The organism is Pseudomonas sp. SID14000 (assembly GCF_002165135.1).
Classification (GTDB): domain Bacteria; phylum Pseudomonadota; class Gammaproteobacteria; order Pseudomonadales; family Pseudomonadaceae; genus Aquipseudomonas.
In genome coordinates this window covers 287,216-313,461 of the sequence record NZ_NFZQ01000004.1, presented here as the reverse complement: position 1 = coordinate 313,461, position 26,246 = coordinate 287,216, and the positions used below count along the sequence as shown (strand labels likewise).

Annotated in this window: 28 protein-coding genes; 14 read left to right on the top strand and 14 right to left on the bottom strand. The window is 62.6% G+C overall.

The genetic code is table 11. From position 1 onward, the window contains the following. Window positions 1-74: 74 nt before the first annotated feature. The 7 genes from CAY82_RS08375 (at window position 75) to CAY82_RS08345 (ending at window position 6,553) form a co-directional block, all read left to right on the top strand. The gene (locus CAY82_RS08375) at window positions 75-773 is read left to right on the top strand and encodes a hypothetical protein (RefSeq protein WP_087500805.1); all 699 of its coding nucleotides are present in this window, start codon (window positions 75-77) and stop codon (window positions 771-773) included. After that, on the top strand, window positions 773-1,372 hold the full coding sequence (locus tag CAY82_RS08370) for a hypothetical protein (protein ID WP_087500804.1): 600 nt from the start codon (window positions 773-775) through the stop codon (window positions 1,370-1,372). Before CAY82_RS08375 ends, CAY82_RS08370 begins: the two co-directional genes overlap by 1 nt. A 159-nt stretch (window positions 1,373-1,531) precedes the next feature. After that, window positions 1,532-2,086 (top strand): helix-turn-helix domain-containing protein, encoded by a 555-nt coding sequence (locus CAY82_RS08365; RefSeq protein ID WP_087500803.1) that lies wholly within the window; start codon window positions 1,532-1,534, stop codon window positions 2,084-2,086. A 27-nt stretch (window positions 2,087-2,113) separates the two neighbouring features. Continuing rightward, a complete protein-coding gene (locus CAY82_RS08360) occupies window positions 2,114-3,460 on the top strand; it encodes a glutamine synthetase family protein (RefSeq protein WP_087500802.1) in 1,347 nt (448 codons plus the stop codon). A gap of 83 nt (window positions 3,461-3,543) precedes the next feature. Further along, a complete protein-coding gene (locus tag CAY82_RS08355; protein WP_087500801.1) occupies window positions 3,544-4,317 on the top strand; it encodes a gamma-glutamyl-gamma-aminobutyrate hydrolase family protein in 774 nt (257 codons plus the stop codon). A gap of 69 nt (window positions 4,318-4,386) precedes the next feature. After that, on the top strand, window positions 4,387-5,745 hold the full coding sequence (locus tag CAY82_RS08350) for an aspartate aminotransferase family protein (protein ID WP_087500800.1): 1,359 nt from the start codon (window positions 4,387-4,389) through the stop codon (window positions 5,743-5,745). Window positions 5,746-5,998: 253 nt separating this feature from the next. Continuing rightward, window positions 5,999-6,553 carry a helix-turn-helix domain-containing protein gene (locus tag CAY82_RS08345; protein WP_087500799.1) on the top strand — a complete coding sequence of 185 codons (555 nt, stop codon included), beginning with the start codon at window positions 5,999-6,001 and terminating at the stop codon, window positions 6,551-6,553. 31 nt (window positions 6,554-6,584) lie between these two features. On the opposite strand, the gene CAY82_RS08340 is transcribed toward CAY82_RS08345, so the two are convergent. Beyond that, complete coding sequence (locus CAY82_RS08340) at window positions 6,585-7,355, bottom strand: SDR family NAD(P)-dependent oxidoreductase (RefSeq protein ID WP_087500798.1); 771 nt, start codon at window positions 7,353-7,355, stop codon at window positions 6,585-6,587. A gap of 159 nt (window positions 7,356-7,514) precedes the next feature. Here CAY82_RS08340 and CAY82_RS08335 point away from each other — a divergent pair, with 159 nt between their 5' ends. The 3 genes from CAY82_RS08335 to CAY82_RS08325 are packed head-to-tail and all read left to right on the top strand — an operon-like array spanning window position 7,515 to window position 9,786. Continuing rightward, window positions 7,515-8,036: a chalcone isomerase family protein gene (locus CAY82_RS08335; protein ID WP_087500859.1), complete on the top strand. Its 522-nt coding sequence runs from the start codon at window positions 7,515-7,517 to the stop codon at window positions 8,034-8,036. A gap of 44 nt (window positions 8,037-8,080) precedes the next feature. Further along, on the top strand, window positions 8,081-9,607 hold the full coding sequence (locus tag CAY82_RS08330) for a cryptochrome/photolyase family protein (protein ID WP_087500797.1): 1,527 nt from the start codon (window positions 8,081-8,083) through the stop codon (window positions 9,605-9,607). After that, a complete protein-coding gene (locus tag CAY82_RS08325) occupies window positions 9,604-9,786 on the top strand; it encodes a DUF2256 domain-containing protein (protein ID WP_075045543.1) in 183 nt (60 codons plus the stop codon). The genes CAY82_RS08330 and CAY82_RS08325 overlap by 4 nt, the downstream gene beginning before the upstream one ends. Here the strand turns inward: CAY82_RS08325 and CAY82_RS08320 are convergent. From CAY82_RS08320 to CAY82_RS08290, 7 genes are all read right to left on the bottom strand, one after another. Continuing rightward, window positions 9,724-10,212: a DUF2878 domain-containing protein gene (locus CAY82_RS08320; RefSeq protein WP_087500796.1), complete on the bottom strand. Its 489-nt coding sequence runs from the start codon at window positions 10,210-10,212 to the stop codon at window positions 9,724-9,726. The two genes, CAY82_RS08325 and CAY82_RS08320, sit on opposite strands and share 63 nt — an antisense overlap. Beyond that, a complete protein-coding gene (locus CAY82_RS08315) occupies window positions 10,212-11,474 on the bottom strand; it encodes a cyclopropane-fatty-acyl-phospholipid synthase family protein (RefSeq protein WP_087500795.1) in 1,263 nt (420 codons plus the stop codon). The genes CAY82_RS08320 and CAY82_RS08315 overlap by 1 nt, the downstream gene beginning before the upstream one ends. Further along, entirely contained in the window at window positions 11,449-12,258 is an 810-nt protein-coding gene (locus tag CAY82_RS08310) for a DUF1365 domain-containing protein (protein WP_087500794.1), read from the bottom strand. The genes CAY82_RS08315 and CAY82_RS08310 overlap by 26 nt, the downstream gene beginning before the upstream one ends. Further along, complete coding sequence (locus CAY82_RS08305; protein WP_087500793.1) at window positions 12,255-13,502, bottom strand: NAD(P)/FAD-dependent oxidoreductase; 1,248 nt, start codon at window positions 13,500-13,502, stop codon at window positions 12,255-12,257. The genes CAY82_RS08310 and CAY82_RS08305 overlap by 4 nt, the downstream gene beginning before the upstream one ends. Window positions 13,503-13,505: 3 nt before the next feature. Continuing rightward, entirely contained in the window at window positions 13,506-14,261 is a 756-nt protein-coding gene (locus CAY82_RS08300; RefSeq protein WP_087500792.1) for an SDR family oxidoreductase, read from the bottom strand. Then, complete coding sequence (locus CAY82_RS08295; RefSeq protein WP_087500791.1) at window positions 14,258-14,680, bottom strand: nuclear transport factor 2 family protein; 423 nt, start codon at window positions 14,678-14,680, stop codon at window positions 14,258-14,260. Before CAY82_RS08295 ends, CAY82_RS08300 begins: the two co-directional genes overlap by 4 nt. Before the next feature lie 102 nt (window positions 14,681-14,782). Next, entirely contained in the window at window positions 14,783-15,229 is a 447-nt protein-coding gene (locus tag CAY82_RS08290; protein WP_087500790.1) for a PAS domain S-box protein, read from the bottom strand. A 154-nt stretch (window positions 15,230-15,383) separates the two neighbouring features. On the opposite strand from CAY82_RS08290, the gene CAY82_RS08285 reads away from it, so the two are divergent. From CAY82_RS08285 to CAY82_RS08270, 4 genes are all read left to right on the top strand, one after another. Continuing rightward, window positions 15,384-16,271 (top strand): MerR family transcriptional regulator, encoded by an 888-nt coding sequence (locus CAY82_RS08285; protein ID WP_087500789.1) that lies wholly within the window; start codon window positions 15,384-15,386, stop codon window positions 16,269-16,271. 217 nt (window positions 16,272-16,488) lie between these two features. Continuing rightward, window positions 16,489-17,673, top strand: a complete 1,185-nt coding sequence (locus CAY82_RS08280) for a porin (protein WP_087500788.1) — start codon at window positions 16,489-16,491, stop codon at window positions 17,671-17,673. A 166-nt stretch (window positions 17,674-17,839) separates the two neighbouring features. Further along, window positions 17,840-19,003: a nitric oxide-sensing protein NosP gene (gene nosP / locus CAY82_RS08275; protein ID WP_087500787.1), complete on the top strand. Its 1,164-nt coding sequence runs from the start codon at window positions 17,840-17,842 to the stop codon at window positions 19,001-19,003. After that, complete coding sequence (locus CAY82_RS08270; protein ID WP_087500786.1) at window positions 18,972-20,873, top strand: NahK/ErcS family hybrid sensor histidine kinase/response regulator; 1,902 nt, start codon at window positions 18,972-18,974, stop codon at window positions 20,871-20,873. The genes nosP and CAY82_RS08270 overlap by 32 nt, the downstream gene beginning before the upstream one ends. 72 nt (window positions 20,874-20,945) lie before the next feature. Here the strand turns inward: CAY82_RS08270 and CAY82_RS08265 are convergent, their stop codons facing one another. The 6 genes from CAY82_RS08265 to CAY82_RS08240 form a co-directional block, all read right to left on the bottom strand. Then, entirely contained in the window at window positions 20,946-21,611 is a 666-nt protein-coding gene (locus tag CAY82_RS08265; RefSeq protein ID WP_087500785.1) for a response regulator transcription factor, read from the bottom strand. A gap of 57 nt (window positions 21,612-21,668) precedes the next feature. Next, complete coding sequence (locus CAY82_RS08260) at window positions 21,669-22,229, bottom strand: PQQ-dependent catabolism-associated CXXCW motif protein (RefSeq protein ID WP_087500784.1); 561 nt, start codon at window positions 22,227-22,229, stop codon at window positions 21,669-21,671. A gap of 146 nt (window positions 22,230-22,375) precedes the next feature. Next, the gene (locus CAY82_RS08255) at window positions 22,376-23,167 is read right to left on the bottom strand and encodes an ABC transporter permease (RefSeq protein ID WP_087500783.1); all 792 of its coding nucleotides are present in this window, start codon (window positions 23,165-23,167) and stop codon (window positions 22,376-22,378) included. Continuing rightward, entirely contained in the window at window positions 23,164-23,904 is a 741-nt protein-coding gene (locus tag CAY82_RS08250) for an ABC transporter ATP-binding protein (RefSeq protein ID WP_087500782.1), read from the bottom strand. The genes CAY82_RS08255 and CAY82_RS08250 overlap by 4 nt, the downstream gene beginning before the upstream one ends. Then, the gene (locus tag CAY82_RS08245; RefSeq protein ID WP_087500781.1) at window positions 23,901-24,890 is read right to left on the bottom strand and encodes a YVTN family beta-propeller repeat protein; all 990 of its coding nucleotides are present in this window, start codon (window positions 24,888-24,890) and stop codon (window positions 23,901-23,903) included. The genes CAY82_RS08250 and CAY82_RS08245 overlap by 4 nt, the downstream gene beginning before the upstream one ends. 30 nt (window positions 24,891-24,920) lie before the next feature. After that, window positions 24,921-26,120, bottom strand: a complete 1,200-nt coding sequence (locus CAY82_RS08240; RefSeq protein ID WP_087500780.1) for an ABC transporter substrate-binding protein — start codon at window positions 26,118-26,120, stop codon at window positions 24,921-24,923. Window positions 26,121-26,246: the final 126 nt, after the last annotated feature.

Below are 26,246 nucleotides of genomic sequence, written 5' to 3'. Positions count from 1 at the left end.
GCCAGGTGTTGCAGTCAGGAAGGCTGCAACACCTGGCCGCATTACCTTCCGTCAAGTGTTACCAGGGATTTCCAATGCGATCGACGCGTCGTCTTGATCTGCCAGCGGTAGAGCGCGCACTGCGCGAGGTGCAGGCCCGCTTTGCCGAACTCAGCCAGCACTTCACCGAACCGCGGGATCCGTTTACCGACGAGGTGCTGCTGAATGTGGTTGAAGGCTATGCCCTGATTGACGACTATGTCGCCCGGGGTGTCGACCTGTTCGACCTTCAGCAACTGAACCTGATGCTGGAGATCAATGCCACTGTGCTGTGCGGCAGCGACCCGGCACGCAGGCTGGAGTTTGCCCCGCACCTGGCGGCGACCGAGGCGCACTTTTTCAATAATGTGGAGGGCGGCATCAAGGACCTCTACAACTGGTATTGCTCTTATGGCAGCGACTCGATCTGGAAGCGCGCGGCGGGTGTCTACGTTCGAATTCTCAGCAAGCCGCAGCTGTTCATCGAAGGCAACAACCGCACGGGGTCGCTCATTGTCAGCTACTTGCTGATGCGCGCCGGGCTACCCCCATTCGTGCTGTCGCTGGACAACGCCGAGGGTTACTTCAACCCGTCCTCGGTCATACGCAACTCCGCCAAGCATGGTGTCAAGGCTTTGTACGAATTACCCAAGATCAAGAAAAAGTATGCAGCTTTCCTTGAAGCGAACGCACCCAAGCCCGGCAAGTTCTTCCTGAGCGGAACGGCCGTGCCTGCACGCGAGAGGTGCCGCTGATGCAAAGGTCGTCACTGCTCCAGCGCGGGCGGCAAGCCATCGAGCGTACGTTCAATCGCCCGCAGGTACGCATTTCTTTCGATATCGACGATACGCTCGCCTGCCAGGCCGACCACGCCGCCGCCGAGGACAGCAAGTTGCCAGCGTTCGTCCACCGCTGGTTGGGTGAACCCCTGCGCAGTGGCACGCGGTCGCTGATCCGCGACCTGCGCCGCCAGGGCTGCAGCATCTGGATCTACACCTCGTCGGGGCGCACGCCGTCCTACATCCGCCGTTGGTTGATGCTCTACGGCATCCGTGTCGATGGCGTGGTCAACAGTGACCGGCACCAGCATATCCTGGCCGTGAACGGGCTTGAGAATGCACCCTCGAAGTTGCCGTCGGCCTTCGATATCGACTTGCATGTCGATGATTCCGAGGGTGTGCGGCTGGAAGGCGTCGACCACGGTTTTCGTGTGGTGGTGGTGTGCCCGAAGGATGAGAACTGGGCGCAGAAAGTGATGGATGCGGCGGTCGATGTCCAGGCACAGCTGGCCTGGCAGCAACCGCACCGCTATCAGATGCCGGTGCGGCAGCGTTCGCAAGCCCTCGCGTCCTGAGGGCTTCAAGGTACTTTTCTCGTTACGCCTCTTCGCTACTTGTTGCCCCCCACATCTCCATGCGCGGCTTCCCGTTTTCAGGTTCGGCTTGACTCGTGAAATTTTTCATGTAATTTTTCATGAAAAATAACTCAAAAAATTTCACGGCAGTTTCAAGCGATGAAGATGCACGAAGAGGTTGAAGCCCTCGCGATCCTTATTCATGACCTGCGCAAATTCAAGAACCTGACCCTGGGCGAACTGGCCGGGCGCATCAATCGCTCGGTCGGCTTCCTGTCCCAGGTCGAACGCGGTGTTTCGCGCCCTACGGTGGCGGATCTCACTGCCATCAGTGAGGCGCTCGGCGTATCAACCGCGTACTTCTACAACCTGAGCAAGCCACGCACCATCAGCTGGGTCACGCGCCCCCACGAACGGCGGACGCTGTACCTCGAGTCGGGCATCACCGATGTGCTGGCTTCACCCACCATATCTGGCGCGTTCTCCATGCTCGACAGCCATCTAGAGCCAGGCGCCAGCAGTGGCGAGCTGTATCTGACTGACCGTTCGGAGCAGGGCTGTTTCGTGCTCGAAGGCGAACTCACGGTATGGCTGGACCACGGCGACGCCGTGACCCTGCAGGCCAACGACTGCTTCCAGTTGCCCCCTCACGCGCAGTTCCGTTACGCCAACCTGACGGAAAAAACCGCCCGCGTGCTCTGGGTCTTCAATTGAATTCGTTCACCTCACAAGGACAAGAAGATGAGTGTCGTCTTTCCGGATCTGCTGACTGAAGTGCGCTCGTTCCGAGCAGAACACCCAGAAATACGTTATGTCGACCTGATTGCACTGGATATCCCCGGGCACTTCTACGGCAAGCGCTACCCCATCGACATGCTGGAAAAAGTCGCAGCCGGCACGCCGCTGAAGTTGCCGCAGAACTGCGTGCTGCTGGGCACCCAGGGTGGCCTCTACCCAATCGGTGACTACTGCTTCGCCGATGGTGACCCGGATGCCGCCCGCCGCCTGGTGCCGGGTACCCTCAAACCGGTGCGCTGGGAAAAGGAAGTGATCGCGCAGATGCTCATCACCTCCGACGGCACCGCCAAGCCTATCGAGTTCGAGCCCCGTGAAGTGCTGGCCCGGGTGATCCAGCGTCTGGCCAGGCGCGGCATCCGTCCGGTAGTGGCCTTCGAGCTGGAGTTCTACCTGTTCGACCGCAAGCTCGATAATGGCCTGCCACAGTACCCACGCGACAAGGCGACCGATGACCACGACGACCAGCCGAACATGCACATCGAGCGGCTGTCACGCTTTGCACCGGTGCTGCACGAGATGGTCGATGGCGCCAACGAGCAGGGTGTGCCGGCGAACGTCATCACCGCGGAGCTGGGCCCAGGCCAGTTCGAGATCAACTTCTCCCACAGTGACGATGCCCTGAGCGCGGCGGACTGGTCGGCGATGTTCTGCCGCAGTACCCGCGGTATTGCGATGAAACACGGCTACCGAGCCAGCTTCATGAGCAAGCCGTACCTCGACGCGCCGGGCAGCGGCATGCATGTGCACGTCAGCCTGTACGACGACGCTGGCAACAACATCCTGGCCGGAGATCAACAGCGCAAGCTGCGCCATGCGGTGGCAGGGTGCCTGGAGCTGCTGCCCCACTGCATGCCGATCTTCGCCCCGAACCACAATGCCTACCGCCGTTACGGCGCCATGGTCAACGCGGCGAGCAAGGCCAGTTGGGGCTTCGAGGATCGCGATGCGTGCATTCGCATCCCCGACTCCGACCCGCGCAACCTGCGCATCGAACACCGCATTGCCGGTGCCGATGCCAACCCGTACCTGGTGCTGGCGGCCATTCTGACCGGAATGGAGTATGGCCTGGATCGTGGCGTCGAACCGATCGCCCCGCTGAACGACAACCGCCAGAGCGGCATCGATTTCCCCAAGGATGCCTTCAGTGCGCTGGCCGCCATGCGTCACCACCCGGTGATCAACGAGGGCCTGGGCAGTGAGTTCGTGATGGTCTATTGCGAGAACAAATACCAGGAGCAACTGGACTTCATGCGCCACATCGATGCCCGCGAATACCGCTGGTTCCTGTAGGTGCCGAGGTTCGAACAGCGACGCTGCACCTGCCTTTCTACTGTTTCAATACAACGCGCAATATGGATTTGCCGGAGGAAGATATGCCACGTGTGCCCGTTATCGGCATCACCGCATGCACCAGCATGATCGAGCTGCATGCAACCCAGACCATCAGCGAGAAGTACGCGCGCGCGGCGGCCAAGGCAGCATGTGGGCTGCCCATTGTGATACCCAGCCTCGCAGACCTGATGGACAGCGCTGATATTCTCGACGTGGTAGATGGGCTGATCTTCACCGGCTCGCCGTCCAATATCGAACCGTTCCACTACAACGGCCCGGCCAGTGCAGCGGGCACCCATCACGACCCGCTGCGTGATGCCACCACGTTGCCGTTGATGCGTGCGGCCATCGCCGCCGGTGTGCCAGTGCTCGGCATTTGCCGTGGTTTCCAGGAAATGAATGTGGCGCTGGGCGGCACCCTGCACCAGAAGGTCCACGAGACCGGCGTGTTCATGGACCACCGCGAAGGCAAGGGGGAGCCCATCGAAAAGCAGTATGGCCCGCGTCACGCCTTGCATATAGAGCCCGGCGGCATGCTTGACCGCATGGGCTTGCCGGCGATCATCGACGTCAATTCCATCCACGGCCAGGGCATCGATGTACTGGCCCCAGGGCTGAGGGTGGAGGCGCTGGCACCCGATGGCCTGGTGGAAGCGATTTCGGTCGAGAACAGCAAGGGTTTTGCCCTGGCCGTGCAATGGCACCCCGAGTACCAGGTCATGGACAACCCGCATTACCTGACCATCTTCCAGTCCTTCGGCAAGGCTTGCCGGCATCGCTCGGTACTGCGCCAGATGCTGTTGAAGTCCGCCTGAATAGTGACTGTTCCCAATTACAAAAAGTACCTGTGCAGCACGGCTGCGCAACTCGATGGAGTGAAGTCAATGAGTGAGCAGAATTCGCAGACCCTCGCCTGGCAAGCGATGAGCCGCGACCATCATCTGGCCCCGTTCAGCGATGTCAGGCAACTGGCCGAGAAAGGCCCGCGCATCATCACCTCGGCCAAGGGGGTGTACCTCTGGGACAGCGAAGGCCACAAGATTCTCGATGGCATGGCGGGCCTTTGGTGCGTGGCGGTGGGCTATGGCCGCGATGAGCTGGCCGACGTCGCCTGCCAGCAGATGAAGCAGCTGCCGTACTACAACCTGTTCTTCCAGACTGCGCATCCGCCCGCGCTGGAGCTGGCCAAGGCCATCGCAGATGTGGCCCCGCAAGGTATGAACCATGTGTTCTTCACCGGTTCCGGCTCCGAAGGCAACGACACCGTGCTGCGCATGGTCCGCCATTACTGGGCGATCAAGGGCCAGAAGAACAAGAAGGTCATCATCGGCCGTATCAACGGTTACCACGGCTCCACCGTGGCCGGGGCGAGCCTGGGCGGCATGAGCGGCATGCACCAGCAGGGCGGGCTGATCCCGGATATCGTGCACATCCCGCAGCCGTACTGGTATGGCGAAGGCGGCGACATGACCGAGGCCGACTTCGGCGTATGGGCGGCCGAACAGCTGGAGAAGAAGATCCTAGAAGTTGGCGTGGACAACGTCGCTGCCTTCATCGCCGAGCCGATCCAGGGCGCTGGCGGCGTGATCATCCCACCGCAGACCTACTGGCCGAAGGTGAAGGAGATCCTTGCCAGGTACGACATCCTGTTTGTCGCCGACGAAGTGATCTGCGGTTTCGGCCGTACCGGCGAGTGGTTCGGCTCTGACTACTATGACCTCAAACCCGACCTGATGACCATCGCCAAGGGCCTTACCTCCGGCTACATCCCCATGGGCGGCGTGATCGTGCGTGACGAAGTGGCCAAGGTCATCAGCGAAGGCGGTGACTTCAACCACGGCTTCACCTATTCCGGCCACCCGGTGGCGGCTGCGGTAGGCCTGGAGAACCTGCGGATCTTGCGTGACGAACAGATCATCGAACAGGTACACGACAAAACCGCTCCTTACCTGCAACAACGCCTGCGCGAGCTGGCCGACCACCCACTGGTAGGCGAAGTGCGCGGCCTGGGCATGCTCGGCGCGATCGAGCTGGTGAAAGACAAGGCCACCCGCGCCCGCTACGAAGGCAAAGGTATTGGCATGATCTGTCGCCAGCACTGCTTCGACAACGGCCTGATCATGCGCGCCGTGGGCGACACCATGATCATCGCGCCGCCGCTGGTGATCAGCATTGAGGAGATCGACGAACTGGTGGAAAAAGCCCGCAAGTGCCTGGACCTCACATACGCGGCTGTTCGCTGAGCGTCTGGGTCTGATACCTGTAGGAGCGGGTTTACCCGCGAAGCAGACGCCGCGGTGGATGGCACGGACTTCGTCCGTGTTCGCGGGTAAACCCGCTCCCACAGGGATCGCACCAACTTCTAGAGTCTGGGCTAGACAGTCGCAGGCATATCGTTGCCGGCATCTTGCAATGCCGCGAAGTATCTTGCTTTGTGAGATGAATCATGTACTTTTCAGGGCATCAATTTTCCCGTCCGAAAGTCGCGATTCAACCATGAAAGTGCACGAAGAGATCGAAAGCCTGGCCGTACTGATTCGCGACCTGCGCAAGTTCAAGGGCCTGACGCTGGGCGAACTGGCCCAGCGCATCGGCCGTTCGGTGGGCTTTCTTTCCCAGGTCGAACGGGGCGTATCCCGCCCAACCGTGGCCGATCTCACGGCGATCAGCGAAGAGCTCGGCGTCTCCACGGCCTATTTCTACAAGCTGGACAAGCCCCGCGAACTCGACTGGGTCACCCGTCCTCACGAGCGTCGTACCCTTCACCTGGCCGGTGGCATCACCGATGTGCTGGCATCCCCCACGATAACGGGTGCGTTCTCCATGCTCGACAGCCACCTGGAACCTGGGGCCAGCAGTGGCGAGGAGTACCTGGACGACAGCTCGGAGCAGGGCTGCTTCGTGCTCGAAGGCGAACTGACCGTCTGGCTGGATGGCGGCGAGCCGGTAACGCTGCGCGCCAGTGACAGTTTTCAGCTGCAACCCCACGCCAGTTTTCGTTACGCCAACCTCACCGACAAGCCCACCCGCGTGCTCTGGGTGTTCAGCTGACGGAAGAACCCAAGCCATGCCCGCTCTGGAGTCACCAGGCAATCGGTGTGCCGTCCCACGCCCAGAATGTACCGCTCTGCTTTGGGCCGTGTCGGCTCACGAGCTCTAGAATGCATGTCGCGGCAAATGCCGGCGAGAACAGTTTTCCCGGGGCCACATTGCCCTGAAAGGGCTGGGAAAGGCGGGTGTCGGTGGTCCCGGGATGCAGCAATAGTATCGTGGCGGCGGGGTTCAGTCGTTTGAGCTCGATGCTTGCAGTGCGCAGAAGCTGGTTGAGCGCGGCCTTGCTGGCGCGATAGCTGTACCACCCGCCAAGATGATTGTCGCTGATCGACCCGACTCGCGCCGACAGTGCCACAAAGGTCATCGGTTGCTGTCGCAACAAGGGCAGCAAATGCCTGAGCAGCAGGACAGGTGCGAAACAGTTGGTCGTGAAACTGCTCAGCAGCCCCGCCATATCCACCTGTGTCAGGGCTTTTTCGGCCCGTGCGGGTGCTTCTTGCAGCACGCCAATTGTGCAGAGTACCAGGTTCAGCTGGTTGCAACAGGCGCTCACCCGAGCTGCCAGTGTTTGCAGTGCCACTTCGGAGCACGCGTCGCAATCGATACGAATCAACTGACGCGGGTGCTTGGCGAACAAGGCATCCAGCGCGGGGCTGCTGGTGGCATGTCGCGAGACGGCAAACACCCGCCCGATATCGTCGCGCGCCAGCAACTGCGCGCACAGTGCAAGGCCAATCCCCTGGCTGGCTCCGCAGACCAGTACGTTGGCGGGAGAGTGAAGGTCATTGACAAGGCTCACTGAACTACCTCCTTTTCCGGACACCACCGAATGTCTGCCACTTTTACCAGTTCCGCCGACATGTCGCTTCGGGGCCGGTACGTAAAAATTGTACAAGCCTGTAAAAAGCTGTACATAATTACCAATATTGTACAGGTATTTGGAGTGCTCGAGGTCAATATGGGGCACACTGCTCGTTGGGCCTGGCTTTGCCTGCTACTGACAACCCTGTCCGAGGCGGCGGACTGGCGAGCGGAGCTCCCGGCGGCGCAACGGCTGGGCTCCGGTGAGTTCACCTGGTTCGGCCTGCGTCTTTACACCGCACAGCTATGGGCAGCAGGCCCGGTTCAGGACTGGAGCCGGCCTTTTGCCCTTGAACTCGCCTATCACCGAAGGCTGTCCAGAGACATGCTGGTAAAGGCCAGCCTCGAGGAAATGTACCGCCTGGATCCTGATAGCGTGACACCGCAGCGGCGCACGGCGTGGACCCAGGCAATGCAGCAGGCGTTTGTGGATGTACGCCCTGGGATGCGCATCACCGGCTTGTACATGCCGGGGCAGGGGTGCCGCTTCTACGTCGATGGCAAACTCAGCCGTGCAATCGCCGACCCGGTCTTTGCCCGGGCGTTCTTCGCCATCTGGCTCGATCCGCGGGCCAGGGATCAACAACTGCGTCAGCGCCTGCTGGAGGGTATGCCATGAATCTGCATAGCGGTAACGTTGACCAGCCAGGGGTAGCCTGAACGATGCGCCTGGGCCTGGTACTGGGTGACCAGCTGACGTTCGACCTGGCAAGCCTGAGGGCCCTCGATCCTGCCCGCGATGTTGTGCTGATGGCAGAAGTGGAGGGAGAGGCCCGGTACGTGCCGCATCATCCACTGAAGATCGTTCTGATCTTCAGCGCCATGCGGCACTTCGCCCAGGCACTGCGTGAGCGCGGTTGGCAAGTGCATTATGTGCAACTCAACGATGACGGCAACAGCGGTAGCATCGTTGGCGAGTTGCGGCGCTGGCAGCAAGCCCTGGGAGCCACGCACATTCACCTGACCGAGTGCGGTGAATGGCGCCTGGAGCAGGCGTTGCGCGATGCCGCACTGCCGCTTGTGTGGCATCGCGACACGCGATTTCTTTGTTCTCGCGAAGCCTTCGCGCGCTGGGCCCGGGAGCGCGGCCAACTGCGCATGGAGCACTTCTACCGTGGCATGCGCAAGCGTACCGGCCTGCTGCTGGAGCCTGACGGCAGCCCGGCAGGTGGAACCTGGAATCTCGATGGCGACAATCGCAAGGCCTTGCCGCGCCAGCTACGTGGCCCCTTTGCCGCGCATTTCGAGCAGGACGAGATCACGGCGGCGGTGATAGCCCTGGTACGCCAACGCTTCAGCGACCACTACGGAGCCATCGACGGTTTCGATTACCCCGTGACCCATGCCGAGGCGCTGCAGCTCTGGCAACACTTTCTGGAGTTCGGCCTGGCGGCGTTCGGTGACTACCAGGACGCAATGGCCGAGGGCGAGCCGTACCTGTTCCATGCGCGCATCAGTGCGGCGCTGAACATCGGGCTTCTGGACGTACGTTGCCTGTGCGACGAGGTCGACAAGGCCTGGCGCGAGGGGCGAGTGCCGCTCAATGCGGCAGAGGGCTTCATCCGCCAGTTGATCGGCTGGCGCGAGTATGTGCGCGGCATCTATTGGCTGCGCATGCCGGAGTATGCCGCGCTCAACTACCTGGGCAACGAGCGGGCGCTGCCGGAATTCTACTGGACCGGGCGCACCCGCATGCGCTGCATGGAGCAGGCCATCGGCCAGACCCTTCGCCTGGGCTACGCTCACCATATCCAGCGGCTGATGGTCACCGGCAACTTCGCCTTGCTGGCCGGTATCGCCCCAGCCGCGATTTGTGAGTGGTACCTGGCGGTCTACATGGATGCCTTCGACTGGGTCGAGCTGCCCAACACGCTTGGTATGGTGATGTACGCCGACGGCGGCTACCTGGGGTCCAAGCCTTACTGCGCCAGTGGTCGTTATATCCAGCGCATGTCCGACCATTGCAAGGCCTGCAGTTACAGGGTTGACCACGTGACCGAGGAGGATGGCTGTCCGTTCAATGCCTTGTATTGGCATTTTCTGATTCGCCATCGCTCCGAACTTTCGGCTAACCCGCGTCTGGCGCTGGTCTATCGAAGCCTCGATGGCATGGCGGCTGACCGTCGCGATGCCGTGTGGCAGCGTGGCCAGTCACTGCTGGCACAACTCGATGCGGCGCAGCCGATATGAAAAAGGGTCTTTTGCCCAGCAAGATCTGCGTGGTGTGTGGGCGGCCGTTCAACTGGCGCAAGCGCTGGGCGCGTTGCTGGGCGCAGGTGCGCTACTGCTCCGAACGATGCCGCAAGTCAGCACCGCACCGCGAGGCGCGCGAGCAGGGGCAGGGTAGCGGCCCATATCGGCACCAGTAACAGGCCGGTTTCCAGCGTGCCCATGGGCAAGTCGACATTTGCCAACCTCGCACCGCTCAGATAGGCCAGAGGGCCGCCAACTGCACCCACCAGCGCACCGAGCCGCCAGTGCCTGTCGGCCCATGCCAGGCTGTGGCGCATGCCGCTGGCCAGCACCAGCCACAGCAGCGCAAGCCACAGCGGCAGTGGCCAGGTGTCGAAACCGAACACGCCCAGCGCGCCCAGCACGCTGTCCAGCACACATCCCACCGGCGTTACGCGCAACAGCGCCTTGACCTCTGCGTGGACGTTCGGGCACAGGCTCAGGTGCACGGCCAGGCCAGGAATCACCAGCAACGACAGGAAGGGCTTTTCGGCCCCCAGTACGCATAGCCACCAGCCAGCCTGTAGCCACAAGGCATTGGCGAGCAGCCAGCGACGGCTCATCAGGCACTGCCAGGCAAGGGCGCGCGCCGTGCCTGGGGCGCTGCCCAGAGCAGATGCGCGACACCGATGGTGCGCTCCTCGAAGCCGCCTTGGCAGTAACACAGGTAGAATTCCCACAGGCGCTGAAACATGTCGTCATAGCCCAGGTCCGTCAACGCTGCGCGTGCCTGGCGCAGGTTTTCTCGCCAATGCCGCAGGGTGCGGGCATAGTCCTGGCCGAAATCTTCCATGTGCAAGAGGTTGAGTGCGGTGTGCCGGCTGGCAGTTTCCAGCAACACGCTCAACGAAGGCAGGGCGCCACCGGGGAAGATGTAGCGCTGGATGAAATCGACCGACCGCCGCGCCTGTGCATAGCGCTGGTCGCGAATGGTGATCGCCTGCAACAGCATCAGGCCGTCGGGCTTGAGTAGCGAGGCACACTGGCGGAAGTACACCGGCAGGTAACGATGGCCCACGGCCTCGATCATCTCGATCGAGACCAGTTTGTCGAAGGTGCCTTGAAGATCGCGGTAGTCTTCGCGAAGCACTTTCACGCGCTGCTCCAGCCCCAGTGCCTGAACGCGCTGCAGGGTATGGCTGTATTGCGCTTCGGAGAGCGTCGTCGTGGTCACTCTGCAGCCATATCGGGTGGCGGCGTGGATCGCCAGGCTGCCCCACCCGCAGCCGATCTCCAGCAGGTGGTCGTCAGGGCACAGTTCCAGCTTCTGGCAGATGCGCTCCAGCTTGTGCAACTGAGCTTGCTCCAGCGTCTGTTCAGGGTGTTCGAACCGGGCTGCCGAATACATCATGGTGGGGTCCAGCAACCGCTCGAACAGGGCATTGCCCAGATCGTAGTGCGCCAGGATATTGCGGCGGGCACCGCGCCTGCTGTTGCGGTTGAGTTTGTGCTGCAACCGCAGGGCAGGGCGGCCGAAGCGGGCCAGCCCCCCCTCGAGTGCGTCAAGTACCTCGAGGTTTGCGACAAACAGACGAGTCACCAGCGCCAGGTCGGGACTTCGCCAATAGCCGTGGATGTAGGCTTCGCCAGCACCGATCGAGCCATTGCCGGCTATCAGGCTCCAGGTGATGTCATCAAGGATTTCCACCTCGGCCTGAAACGGGCTGTCGGCGTCACCGAAGCTCCATTGCTGCCCGTGACTGAGCAGGCGCAGGTGGCCATGGCGCAGACTGCCCAGGCGGGCGAGCACGGCGTTTCGTGCCAGGCCACCGAACAACGGCCCGAGGCCGGCGAACTTGCTAACGCTCAGGGTGGGGTTCGACATCATCAGGGTCCTCGCAGGAATGGCCGAGCGCCAGGTCACTCTGGCTGGGCGTGTGGTCATGGATGGGCGTGCGTTTGAACAACAGGCGCAGTGCCTGCCAGTAGATGGCCGCGACGGTGCGCAGGCTCATCCAGGGGAAGGCCAGTACGTATCGATGCACGGCGGCTCTATCGAGCGGCTGGCGCTGCAGGGCCAGGTCGGCTTCGAATACCTTCCGATCGGCTTGCCAGTTCTCCATGTGGATGCGCACATGCTCTTCGTCCAGGGCAAAGTGCAAGCGATAGTCCATGTGCAGTGGCATGAACGGCGACACATGAAAGGCCTTGGTGACGGTGAAGGGCCTGGCGAGGTTTCCACTGACCGGCAGCACGTAATGGAAGCGTTCACGCCATGGCGTGTTTCGCACCTCCAGCAGGATTGCCGTCAGTCGTCCGTCGCGGTCATGGCAGAAATAGAAACTGACCGGGTTGAACGACAGCCCCCAGCAACGCAATTGCGTGAGCAGGTGCACCGGCCCCTCAGGCATATCTCCCGTCGCGTTGTACACCAGCGAGCGTGCAGCCTGGGCCAGCGTCTCGCCGCAGCGGGTCCGAGCTGGCAGGTAATCTGCCGGGTGCCAGCTGAGCGGCGCCAGACGCCAGCGCCACAGCCAACGTGACAGGCCTGTCAGCCAGGCTTGCTCGTCCAGGTCCAGGTAGAACATGCCGATCCTGTAGCGGAAGGCGTGGGGGCGCGGCGCCAGGCGCCGGTGGCTGACCCAGCCCACGCAAAGGCTGCTGTTCACAGCTGCTCTCCGAAAAGCGCGGCTACCTTCAACGCACTGACTACGCCATCCTCGTGAAAACCGTTGCCCCAGTAGGCGCCGCAGAAGTAACTGTGGCGATGGCCCTGCAGCTGCGCCTGGCGCGCCTGCGCGGCGCACGCCGCAAGGCTGTACTGCGGATGGTCGTACTGGAAGCGGGCAATGATCTGCGCCGGATCCACCAGCGCGGTCTGGTTGAGGCTCACGCAGAAAGTCGTCGGCGCCTGGATGCCTTGCAGAATGTTCATGTTGTAAGTCAGCGCGGCAGGCGCCTGCTGTGGCCCGCCGAGACGGTAGTTCCAGCTGGCCCAGGCGCGTTTGCGGCGGGGTAGCAGACGGGTATCGGTGTGCAGCACCACATCGTTGCTGGCATAGCCGATGGCGCCGAGCACTTCACGCTCCTGCACGCTCGGCGCTTCCAGCAGCGCCAGGGCCTGGTCGCTGTGGCAGGCAAACACCACATTGTCGAAACGTTCGGTACCGGCAGCGCTCAGGAGGGTGACGCCCCCTTCGTCGCGGCTGACCCGGTAAACCTTGCAGCCGAGGCGGATGCGCTTGGCAAACGGTCGGCACAGCGGGGCGACATAGCTGCGTGAGCCGCCTTCGATCACGCGCCACTGTGGGCGTTGGTTGACTGACAACAAGCCGTGGTTGCGACAGAACCGCACAAAGAATGCAAGTGGGAAGCCGAGCATGTCCGCGCGGGACATCGACCAGATCGCCGAGCCCATCGGTACGATGTAATGATCGATGAAGCGCTGCCCATACCGCTGCGCCTGAAGGTAGGCGCCCAAGGTAGTGTTGGCATCGATACGCTGGTTATCCAGGTCGGCGAGCGCCTGGCGATTGAAACGCAGAATATCCCGTAGCATCCCCCAGAACCCCGGGGAGACCAGGTTGCGGCGTTGGGCGAACAGGGTGTTCAGGTCGTGCCCGTTGTATTCCAGGCCGGTGGCCGGATCATGCACGGAGAAACTCATTTCGGTTGGCTGCGAGGCGACCTTCAGGTGGTCGAGCAAGCGGATGAAGTGCGGATAGGTCCAGTCATTGAAGACGATGAAGCCGGTATCTATTGCATGGCGTTCACCCTGCCAGATCACATCGAGGGTATGCGTGTGGCCCCCGATCCATTGCTCGGCTTCGAAAACCGTGACTTCATGCTTGCGTGACAGCAGGTGAGCGCAGGATAGCCCTGCGATGCCACTGCCGATGATTGCTATACGCATGGCTCAACATTCCTGTTCATGACGGGCAAGGCGTTGCCCCAGCGCCAGGCGCAGGCGCGCGGGCAGTGCGCCGAGCAGGCGCAATACCAAGGTGAAAAACCTGGGGAAGTTGATTTCCAGCGGGCGTTCAGGAAGGCGCTTGGCGATATGCCTGGCTGCTCGCTGCGCCGACCATAGCTGGGGCATGGGGAAATCGTTGCGACGGGTCAATGGCGTGTCTACAAAGCCCGGGCTGACGAGGGTAACGGCGATGCCTTCGCGGGCCAGGTCGATCCGCTGCGACTCCACCAGATAGCGCACGGCTGCCTTGGACGCGCCATAGGCGCCGGCGCGGGGCAGGGCCAGCCAGGTTACCGAACTGCCCATCACCACCAGGTGAGGGTGTTGGCCGGCGCGAAGCAAGGGCAGGGCCGCTGCCAGGCAGTAGCTGACAGCAAGGAAATTGGTACGGACCACGCGCTCGACCAAGGCAGGGTCGAAATGGCCCGGTTCCAGGTACTCGCAGGTGCCTGCATTGAGGATCACCCGGTCCAGCGCTCCCCATGCCTGCCCGATACGGGTTGCGATCCCGGCTACCTGCACAGGGTCGTCAAGATCGCCAACAGCCAGCAGTACCTGACCGGGAAAGTGTTCAGCCAACGGGGCAAGGCGGTCCGCATGTCGTCCGCCCAGGGCAACCTGGTGGCCTTGCTCCAGCAGGCATCGTGCAAGTTCGGCACCGATGCCGCTGCTTGCGCCAGTCAGCCAGCAGCGGCTCATGTGATCCGGCCTTTGAGCCAGCGAATCGCACCGCCCATTACCGGAACATGTTCGTAGAGCAGGGCCGCAGCGTCGAAGTAGTCCTGGTGAAAATGGACCCTGTCACGCCATTGCAAGTAACTGCATCCTTGCAAGGTGATCTGCTGACCGCAGGCCAGGCGTGGGTGGCGGAACTGCAGGGTCCAGCGCAGGTAACCTTGCCCGGGCCTCACCTCGTCGACGCTGGAAAAGGCATAGCGGATATCGTACGAGTTGGCGTACAACTGCGCGAAGTATGCCCGCAGAGCCGGCAGCCCCTGAATCTGATGCAACGGATCGCGAAAGGTGACATCGTCGCTGTACAGCTTTTCAAGGGTGTCGAGGCTACCCCCGTCGAGTCTGGTGAAGCGCTCGGCGAATTGCTGCAGATACGCTGACATGCTGGGCTCCAGAAATCCTGTACAAAAATGGAATGTTGTACAGGTATAGCTGAAGTCTAAGCCTAAATCTATACAAGTCAACGATCTTGTATAGGTTTTGTCTCAGCGCTCGGCCTGGCCCAATTGTCGGCGCAATTCATCCACCTCGGCCTCCAGCTCGCGTAGCTTTTCCTCAGCGAGAATCTGCGCTGTGACGTCGCGCTGGATGCCGATGTAGTACGTCAACTGGTCCGCTTCGTTGTGCACGGGCGTAATGGATAACTCGTTCCAGAACAGGCTCCCGTCCTTGCGGTAATTGCGCAGCACCTGGCAGCAGGGGAGGCCTTCACGGATCGCCTCGCGGATAGTTGCGAGACCCGCCTGGTCATGATCTTCGCCCTGAAGAAAACGACAGTCCTGATACAGGATGTCCTCGGCGCGATAGCCGGTCAGGCGTTCGAAGGCGGGGTTGACGTAGATCAGGATGCTGTCGTCGCCTTCTTGCTCGGCGACGACGATGCCATCGTTGGAGTGCTCGACCATCAGTTGCAGGAGTTTCGCGTTGATCATAGGGCCCACCTACAGGCATTTCGTATGCGAAGTGCGCAGCTTGGCCTGCGTGTAGAAGGCCTTGGCGCCGTTTGTTGCATGATGAACCAAGGAGGCTCGCCGCAGAAAGTGCATATGGGGTTAGAATGTGCCACCACCCGGATAAACCCTCATCATGACTGACGCCACCCCAGCCGATTTGCTACCCATGCGCGATGTGGTCAGCCTGACGGGCATCAATCCGGTGACCTTGCGCGCCTGGGAGCGGCGCCATGGGCTGATAAGCCCGCAGCGCACCGAGGGCGGCCATCGCCTGTACACGGGGCGGGATGTCCAGCGCATACGCGACATCGTGCGCTGGACCGCCAATGGTGTGCCCATCAGCAAGGTAGGCGACATTCTCGCAGGCCAGCCAGATGCGCCCGTGCAGCAGCCGTCGGTCTTTGACGATTGGCGAGCCGCCGTGGCGCGCGCAACCAAGGCATTCGATACACAAGCGCTGGAAAGCATCCATGGGCAGTTGTTTACCATCCTGCCCAAGGCCACCGTGCTGCGCGAGGTACTGATGCCGGTCTGGCATGGCTTGGCGACAGGCATTGCGCCGGGCCAGCGTAGCCAATGGCTGTTTCTGGACATGTTCCTGCGCGCCCGCCTGCTGCTGCGCCTGCAGATGAACCAGGCCGATGCGCCGCGCGTGCTGCTGGCGGGCACCGAGGGGCAAGCTGAACTGCAGGTATTGTGCACCGGGCTGTTGTTGAGCGGCGAGCAGCAACGCATCGAAGTACTCGGTTGCGGGCAGCCGCTGGAAGAAATCCCCATGCTGTGTGCGGCGATGCAGCCTGCGGCACTGGTGATCAAGGTCCAGGTGCCGGTGGACCCTGCCTTGGCCAGGCGCCTGCGTTCGCTGCAAATGCAGATCGCTTGTCCGCTGGCCTTGATTGGCGAGGGGCTGGCCGATTCGCCACCCGCCTGGCAAGGCCTGCCGTTGTGTCTGCTGGACGAGCAACGGGCTGATGCCTCAAGCACGCTAAGCGCGTTGCTCAGTGGTGCCCTGGACCTTTGACCGGGGCTCGCTCGAGTCTGCCGTATTGATCCTCGCCTGCTCCTGTGGGTTACGCCAGAAGTCTTGCCTCTGGGTGTAACCCGGTCCTGGGCCGGAATCATCACGCCCCGTGCGCTGGCCCAAAGCACCTGGCAGCCCATTCCAAGGCAGCGTTTCTGGCTGTTTGCCTGCTTCTGATAATCGCCTCCGACATCCCGTCCCCGTTTCGGAGCGCGCCATGTACAACAATAAGAAACTGTCCCCACGCTTGCTGGCGGCTGTTACCGTCAGCCTGTCGACCCTTTGCCTGAGCAGCTTCGCCCAGGCCGAGATTATGCTGTACGACAAGGACCAGACGACGTTTTCCACCGACGGCTATATCAACGCCTTCTACGTCAACAGCGATGTCGACCGGCAGGGCGAGCAGTTCGATCGCCGCCAGTCACGGGTGAAGATGGGCTTTTTGCCCAACTACCTGGGCTTCAACATGGGCAAGCAGGTGGATGACCTGAAGCTCGGCGCGCGTGCCTCGTTCTGGGTGACCATCAACGACAGCGAAACCAACGGTACCGATACCGCCAACGATGTGCGCCAGTTCTACGGTACCGTGGCCAACCCCGAGTGGGGCGAGGTGTTGATCGGCAAGGACTTCGGGCTCTTCGCCCGCTCCAACATCCTGCTCGACGAGTTGCTGGCCGGTTATGGCCAGGTCAGTGACACCCTGGGGCTGGTGGACGGCGGCGGGGTATCGTTCGGCAACATCGGTAGCGGCTACCCGTACCCGTTCCCCACATCGCAGATCACCTACCGCACGCCAGTGATGGACGGCCTGCGGGTGGCGGTGGGCATCATGGACCCGGTGGACACCAACGACAGCAGCCCGACCGGCAAGGCCTACCAGGAAAACCCGCGTACCGAGAGCGAGATCACCTACCAGTTCGACCTGGGTGGGGCGCAGGTCTACAGCTGGGTCAACGGCAGCTACCAGACCTCCGACAACACCGACCCGACGGTGCAGTCGGTCACCTCCAAAGGTGTCGGCTATGGTGTGCAGGCGAAGATGGGGGGGCTGTCGCTGACCGGCTCGGGGTTCCAGGCCAAGGGCATCAACCCGTTCTTCACCAACAACGCTGGCGAACCTACCTTGCGCAATGTCGACAGCGATGGCTACTTGCTGCAGGGCTCCTACAAGGTCGGCAAGAACCGTGTGGCGCTGTCCTATGGCAAGACCAAGGATGACGGCAACGGCGCGGTGGGCAGTGGTGCGGATTACGAAACCCGCGGCGTGGCGCTGTTCCATGACGTCAACGACAACCTCAAGCTGGTTGCCGAGTACAACCAGTTCTCCATCGACGGGCATGAAACCAGTGACCAGAACGAAGACACCGATACCTTTGCGGTGGGGGCGGTGTTGACCTGGTAGGCCCTCGGCTTCGACTCAAGATTGCCGGGGCTGCACAGCAGCCCCGGCAATCTTCGGTGAAAGCAATTACAACCATGGAACCGCCCACCCGCTACCCAAGTAGCATTCGTCCCCGGTACCCACCTTCGTACACTGAACCCTCAGCCACCCCGCGCCGGAGACCACGATGCAGCAGGCTCACAACGACGGTGTGGTCAGCGCCATGTCCCAGGCAACCGACGCTCGGCAGGCAGCCCAGGAGCTGGCGGCGCAGCTGCTGCATCCGCACCTGGGCTTCGTGCTGTTCTTCTGCTCCGCCGAATACGACCTGCAGGCCTTGGGCGAGGCCCTGGAGCAGGGCTTTGGCGGCATCCGTCTGGTCGGTTGCACCAGCGCCGGCGAAATCACCCCGCTGGGCTATGGCCGCAACTGCATAACGGCGGTAGGGTTCGATCATCGGCACTTTTCCATCGCCACCGAGCTGATCGATGAAATGGAGCGCTTGAGCCTGATCGACGCCCAGCAGATGGTCGAGCGCCTGGTCGGCACCTGCCGCAGCAACACCCTGGCGCCGATCAAGGGCCACAGCTTTGCCCTGACCCTGTTCGACGGTTTGTCCAGCCGAGAGGAGATGGTCCTTGCCGCCCTCAGTGCGGCCCTGGGCGACATCCCGCATTTCGGCGGCTCGGCCGGCGACGACAACTACCTGACCCGCACCCATGTGTATTTCAGCGGTGCGTTCCACCACGGCGCGGCGGTGGTAGTGCTGGTCAACACCTGGCTCGACTTCGAAGTGTTTACCACCCATCACATCCTGCCGCGCCAGGAAAAGCTGGTGGTCACCGGCGCCGACAATGCCCTGCGCCGGGTCTTCGAACTGAATGCCGAGCCTGCTGCCGAGGAGTACGCCCGGCACATCGGTGTGCCGGTGGCCGAACTCGACCATCGGGTATTCGCCGCCCATCCGCTGGCCGTGCGCATCCATGACCAGTATTACGTGCGGGCGATCCAGCAGGTGCACCCGGACCTGAGCCTGAGTTTCTACTGCGCGGTGGAAAACGGCATCGTGCTCACCGCCATGACCCCGGGCCCGCTGTTGCCCAACCTGCACCAGTTGTTCGACGGCTTGCAGCAGCGCCTCGGCCCGCTGTTGCTGACCATCGGTTGCGATTGCTTCCTGCGGCGGCTGGAACTGCAAGCCCATCACGGCCTGGAACCGATCGGCACGTTTCTGCGCGAGCAGCGGGTGATCGGCTTCAACACCTACGGAGAACAGTTCAATGGCATGCACATCAATCAGACCTTCACCGGGGTCGCCATTGCCCGCAACCGGCCTCCTGTCGGTCGCTGAACTGCAGGCCGAGGTCGCCCGGCTGCAACAACAGAACCACAAACTGCAGCGCATCAACGGTGCGCTGATCGAACGCATCGAGTCCGGCGTAACGCGTGGCAACGACCCCTACGCCGCGTTCCAGCATTCTGTGGTGCTGGCCGAACAGGTGCGCGAACGCACCGAAGCGCTGAACCAGGCCATGGCTGAGCTCAAGGCCGTCAACCACCTGCTCAGCGAGGCCCGGCAGCGGGCCGAGACTGCCCACCAGCACCAGATTCGCCTGATCACCGACCATGTACCGGCGCTGATCGCCTACCTGAATGCCGACCTGGTCTACGAATTCACCAACAAGGTCTACGAAGAATGGTACTGCTGGCCTCGCGGCGTGATGCTGGGCCAGAGCCTGCGCGATGCCCACAGCGAGCAGCATTACCAGCGCCTGGAGGCGTACGTGGCGCGGGCGCTGGCGGGGGAGAGCGTAACCTTCGAGTTTGCCGAAACCAACATCAACGGCCAGGAGCGCTACATGCTGCGCTCCTACGTGCCGAACCGCCTGGCCAACGGAGAAGTGGTGGGCATCTTCGTGTTGATCCGCGACATCACCGAGCGTCGCAATACCGCACAGGCGCTGCACCAGGCCTATCAGCACCTGGAGCAACGGGTTCGCGAGCGCACTGCCGAGCTGACCAGCCTCAACGAGCAGCTGCTGCGTGAAATCGAGGAGCGCAGCCGGGTCGAATCGCGCCTGCGTGAGGCCAAGCGCGAGGCCGAGCAGGCCAACCTGTCGAAAACCAAGTTCCTTGCAGCAGTCAGCCATGACCTGCTGCAACCGCTGAATGCGGCGCGGCTGTTCACCAGTGCCTTGCTCGAACACCGTGAGCCGCAAAACAGTGCTCACCTGGTACGTAATGTGAGTAACTCCCTGGAGGATGTGGAGAACCTGCTAGGTACCCTGGTGGATATTTCAAAGCTCGATGCCGGCGTGATCAAGGCCGATGTCGCCCCGTTCGCCCTGCGCGAGCTGATGGACAACCTTGCTGCCGAGTATGCCCAGGTAGCGCGCAGCGAAGGGCTTGAACTGCATTTCGTAGGCTGTTCTGCCGTGGTGCGCAGTGACATCCAGCTGCTGGCGCGGATCCTGCGCAACCTGCTCAGCAATGCCATTCGTTACACCCCCAGTGGCCGCGTGGTGCTGGGCTGCCGGCGCCAGCGTGGAGGCCTGCGGATCGAAGTATGGGACAGCGGGATAGGTATTGCCGAAGAGCACCTGGAGGAAATGTTCCAGGAGTTCAGGCGCGGGGATGTGCAGCGCCCGGATCAGGACCGTGGGTTGGGCCTGGGCCTGGCGATCGTGGAAAAGATCGCTGGCATCCTTGGCCACCGGATTCGGGTGCGTTCGTGGCTTGGCAAAGGCTCGGTGTTCGCGGTCGAAGTGCCGTTGAGCGCCACCGCGCCCAAGGCCCAGCCGAGCCAGGCCATCAGCGAGCCGATGCTCGAGCGCCTGCGCGGGGCGCGGGTGTGGGTGCTGGATAACGATGCGGCGATCTGCGCTGGCATGCGCACTCTGCTGGAGGGGTGGGGCTGCCGGGTGATCACCGCGCTGTCGGAGGAGGACCTGGCGCGCCAGGTGGACAACTACCATGCCGAGGCCGACCTGCTGATCGCCGACTACCATCTGGACAACGACTGCAATGGCGTCGATGCCGTGGCGCGGATCAATGCCCGCCGCGCCCAGCCGCTGCCAGCGATGATGATCACCGCCAACTACAGCAACGAGCTCAAGCAGCAGATCCGCGAGCTGGGCCACACCCTGATGCACAAGCCGGTGCGGCCGATGAAGCTGAAGGCGGCGATGAGCCATTTGCTGGGCAGCCAGGACTTGCCGTGATGCCAGACAGTTGCGCCCAAAGGCTGCACAGTACCTGTAGGAGATAGCCTGGGTAATGGAGCAGGGAACAGGTCAGCGCCGCAGGTAATCACCGAAATCGATATCACCGGCACTGAGGATGGCCTGCACCCGGTTGTGCACGTTGAGTTTGCGCAAGATCGCCGAAACGTGAGCCTTGACCGTGGTCTCGGCGATATCCAGGGTGTAGGCGATCTGCTTGTTGGACTCGCCCTTGGTCATGCGCTCGAGCACCAACAACTGCTTGCGGGTCAGGGCCTGGAGCATCTCCGGGGGGAAGCTCGGGGCATCGCTCAGGCGCCGGCTGGTGTTGCTTTTCTGGGCGCGAATGATGTCAGGCGGCAGGTAGACATTGCCGTTAAGGATCTGCTCGATCGCTTCGATCATTTGTGAGCGCGGCGAAGACTTGGTGATGAAGCCCACTGCACCATAAGTGATGGCCTGCAGCACGATCTGCTTTTCCTGCTCGGCCGAGACGATCACCACTGGCGTGGTCGGAGCCTCGTTGCGCAGGGTGATCAGGCCATTGAGACCATGCATGCCGGGCATGTTCAGGTCGAGCAGGATCAGGTCGAGGTCGTCGTGCTCCTGGGTCAGCGCCAGGGCACTGTCCAGGTCGGCGGTTTCCATGACTTCGCTGCCCTGGAAGCCATCGCTGATAACGTTGTGGATGGCTTCGCGAAACAGGGGGTGATCGTCGGCAATCAGAATTTTGTACATGGCCTTTTCACCTCGTTTTTATTGGATGGGGCGGGCACGCATTGGCAGGCAATGAATTCAGGGGAAGGGTTCCGGTTGCGCCGGTTGCAGTGGCAGGTTGGCTTGCTGCCAGGCGTCCAGGCCGTCGCGGTACCAATACAGATTCGTATAGCCCAAGGCTTTCGCGCGTTTTACCGCGTTCCAGCTTAACCAGCAATCGGAGCGGCAGTAAAAGACCAACGGTTGCTCCGTGCGCCCGGCGGTAGCTTTTTGCAGGTTGCGCGCGAAGTAATCGTGCCACGCCTGGCTCAGCTCGCCGTCGCCGGTGTTGGCCAGCCAGTGGCTGCCGGGGATGTTGGTGTGGGGTTCATCTTCGATGAAGCGGCCGTGCAGCCATTGGCGACGATAGACGTCGATCAGCACCGGCTTGGGGGTGTGCCCCAGCAGATTTTGCAGCATGGCGGTGTCGATGACCTGGCCGCCTTCGACCTGCGGTGGGGTCGGGCTGCGGTAGAGGGTAGTGCGATAGCCTTCGGCGGAAAACAGCGGTGTGCTGTCGGCCTGGGCGATACCCAGCGTCAGGCTCAGCGAAAGCGCTGCCAGCAATGGGCGTGGCAGCCGGGGCAGGGCACGTGGCATGGAATTTATCCTTTTTGTTATAGGCCCATTACATGCCAGTGGCGGTGCATTGTGAATGCGACGATCAGACAGCAAAGGCAGTACTAAAGTAGTAGATGGCCGTGCGCGCAACCCTGTGGGAGCGCTAAGCAAGGGATCGCTGCCGCTCAGCGCGGCTTGCGCAGCGCCGCATGCTGGGGGTTGAAGGTGAGGATCGCCAGCAGGCTGAACAGCACGGTCAGCCCCAGGCATACCGCCAGCGCCAGCGGGTTGAAGCGTTCATACAAGGCAAAGCGCACCAGTTCCACGGCATGGGTGAACGGGTTCACCGCGCACAGCCAATACAGCCACTGGCTGGCCTCGCGCATCTTCCACAACGGGTATAGCGCCGAGGACAGGAAGAACAGCGGGAATATCACGAAGTTCATCACCCCGGCAAAGTTCTCCAGCTGGCGAATCGCATTCGACAGCAACAGCCCCAGCGCGCTGAGCATCAGCGCCACCAGCAACAACGCCGGCAGCGCCAGCAACAAACCCGCGGCCGGTGGTTGCACGCCATACAACCAGGCGATGGCGAGGAAGGCGTATACCTGCAGCAGGGAGATCAGCGAGGTTGCCAGCAGCTTGCTGCCGAGCAGGAATGGCCGCGGCAACGGGCTGGTCAGCAGCACGCGCATGCTGCCCATCTCCCGGTCATAGACCATCGACAGCGAGCCCTGCATGCCGTTGAACAGCAGGATCATGCAGGCCAGGCCCGGAATGATGTACACCTCGTAGGGGATGTAGGTGTCGTAGGGCTCGATGATCGCAATGCCCAGGGCCGCGCGAAAGCCGGCGGCGAACACCAGTAGCCACAGTAGTGGGCGCACCAGGGCGCTGAGGAAGCGTGTGCGCTGCAAGACGAAACGCAGGCATTCGCGCAGGAGAATGCCGTGGAAGCACTGCCAGTAAGCATTCATTGGGCATTCACTCCCGGGGGCGCGCTGGTCAGGCGGGCAAAGGCATGGTCGAGGTCACCGCCGTGTTCCCGGCTCAGGGCATCGGCCGAGCCGCTGGCCACCAGGCGCCCCTGATGCAGAATCAGCAGGTCGTCGCTGGGTTGCACCTCATCCAGCAAATGGGTAGTCCACAGCACGCTGAGGTGCTGCTCGCGGCACAGCAGCCGCAGGTGCTGGTTGAGCGCCAGGCGGCTGGCCGGGTCAAGGCCGACGCTGGCCTCGTCGAGCAACAGCAAACGCGGTTCGTGCAGCAACGCGCGGGCAATCTCCACCCGGCGGCGATGGCCGATGTTCAGCGCCCGGACCGGCTCATGGCGCCGTTCATCGAGGCCCTGGCGGGCCAGTTCGGCATCGACCCTGATATTGCCCTGGCGGCGCGACAGGCCGTGCAGCGAGGCGTGGTAACGCAGGTTCTGCTCCACGCTCAGGTCCAGGTCCAGGGTGCTTTGCTGGAACACCACGCCCAGCTGGCGCAAGGCCGCGCGCGCCGCGTTGCGCAGCGAGCAGCCGCACACGCGGATGTCGCCGTGTTGCAGGTCGTACAGCCGGGTGAGCAGGGCGATCAAGGTCGACTTGCCCGCGCCGTTGGGGCCCAGCAAGGCGGCGAAGCGCCCGGGAGCCAGGCTGAAACCGACCTGCCTTAGCGCCTCGCGCTGGCCGTAGGCAAAGCTCACGTCACTGACTTCGAGGGTATTCATGGCGTCACCACCACGCCCCAGGGGTAGCGGCCGACCTTCACTGACTTGAGCACCTTGAGGTTTTTTGCATCGATCACCGAAACGTCGCCGCTGACTCCGTTGGTGGCCAGCAACTGGCTCTGGTCCGGGGTGAACGCCAGTTGCCAGACCCGCCGGCCCACCAGCAGGTAGTCGAGTACCTCGTAGGTCTTGGCATCGACCACCGCCACATGGTTCGCCGGGCCCAGGGCGACGAACGCGTACTTGCCATCGGCGCTGAGCTTGATGCCCACCGGCTGGACCTTGTCCGGGTGCACGCCCTTGATCTGGAAGTTCAGGGTTTTCAGCACCTGGCGGGTGGCGACGTCGAGGATGGTTACCGTGCCGCCGATTTCCGCCGAGGCCCACAGCCGTGAGCCGTCCTGGCTGAACTCGACGAAGCGCGGCCGTTGGTCCACCGGGGTGCTTTGCGCCAGGGTCTGGGTGCTGGTGTCGATCCAGTGCAGCATGTTGGTGGTTTCGCTGGTGTTGACCGCCCACTTGCCATCCGGGCTCACCGCCATGCCTTCGGGCTCGATGCCGACGTCGATCTGCCCGAGCACCTTGTCGGTCTGGGTATCGATCACAGTCACCAGTGCGTCGTCCTCGTTGGATACGTACAGCCAGCGGTCGTTGGGGTGCAGGGCGAACTGCTCGGGATCCTTGCCGGAGGGCAGCTCCTTGATGATCTTGCGGGTGGCCACGTCCATCACCTGCACCCGGTCCGAATCGCTGGCGCAGATGTACAGCAGCGTGTTGTCGTGGGACAGCAGCAGGCCGCGCGGGCGCTGGCCCACCGGCAGGGTCTCGGTGACTTGCAGGGTCTGCATGTCGATCAGGCTGAGGCTGTTGTCCTTCTCGTTGGAGACCCAGGCGGTGGCGGCGACGGAATGCCCGCTGGCAAGCGCCAGGGCGCCCGACAGCAGGCTGGGGCAAAGCAGTGCCCGGTGAAGGGGGGAGCGGCGCATGGCGAAATCCTTTTTGTTGTGGTTATCGGGTCAGGGGTAGCCGCAGGTCACTTCGGGCTTGTCGTAGCCCAGGCTGTCCATTTCGTTGAACGGGTGCAGGAAGCCATCCTGCGGCGAGGTGCTGACCAGGGCCCGCGGCTGCACCAGCGGGATCGGTTGGCGCAGCTCGCCGTTCCACGGGCGGTAGCTGAGCTTGCGGCCCTTGAAACCGTCCAGCGGCAACTGCTCGCTGAGCAGCAGTTGCTGCAGGGCACGGGGCTCGGCCTGGCGCAGTTTGTTCACTGCGCTGGCGACGCTGCGCACGGCCATCCAGGCGGCGAAGTCGCGGTCGTTCATCCAGCGCCCGGCCTGGGCTTCGAAGCGCTTTTGCAACTGCGCTGCGCCGAAGGTTTCCACGGTCTTGTGCCAGCCAGTGGGGGTCAGGCCCTGGGTGCCGGCCACTGGGCGCGGGTACCAGGTCTGGTAGGGCAGGTACTCGCCGAAGTCGCCGCGCTCGTCGGCCACCAGCACTACATCGTATTCGGCAGTTTGCGTGAACAGCGGCATCTCGGCCTGGGCGCTGCGGCGCTGGTCGTTGTCGAATGTCCAGGTTTTCTCCGCGACCAGTTGCATGCCAAAGCGCTTCACCGAACGGCGCAGAGCTGCGGCGTAGGCCCGGTCGTCGTCGGTCTGCCCGACGACCAACAGCGCCCGCTGCCATTTGCGCAGCACCATGAATTGCACCAGAGCATCGGACAGCATGGCCCGGCCGGGCAGGGTGTGCAGCACATTGCCCAGGCACTGGCTGCTGCGCAGGCTGTCGTCCGGGCTGCCGGCGTTGAACAGCAGGCTGTCGGGCAGGGCGGCAGACAGCGTGCGCAGGCTGGAGGCCGGGGCATTCACCACGAACAGCCGCAGGCCTTGGTCATGCTGGGCCTTGGCGGCTTGCAGCAGGGCTTCGGGGCTGTCGACGCTGGCCTTGGCCAGGTGGAACTCCTGCTTGAGAAAACGCCCGGTGCTGTTGCTGTCGACAATTGCCAGTTCGGCACCCTGCAGCCCGGCATCGGCGGGCTCGGGGATGATGTTGGAAAGTAGCGGGCCGGGATCGGGGCGATAGCCCAGGTAACCGATGCGCACCTGCAACGGTTCGGTGGCCGGGCCCTGGAGCTGCGCGGCGGGTGCCGAAAGCGCAGAAAACGTCGTGGCCAGGGCCAGCAGGCAGGTCAGGGCAAGGTGGACAGGCTGGCGCATAAAGCAACTCCACGGCAGATGGCGCCAGCATAGGAAGCCTGCCGAGGGGCGGAAATATGCAGAAAGTAGCGCTCGGCCGGTACCAAGGTAGTAATTCACCGCGTGGGCCCCGGTTTTACGATGGGC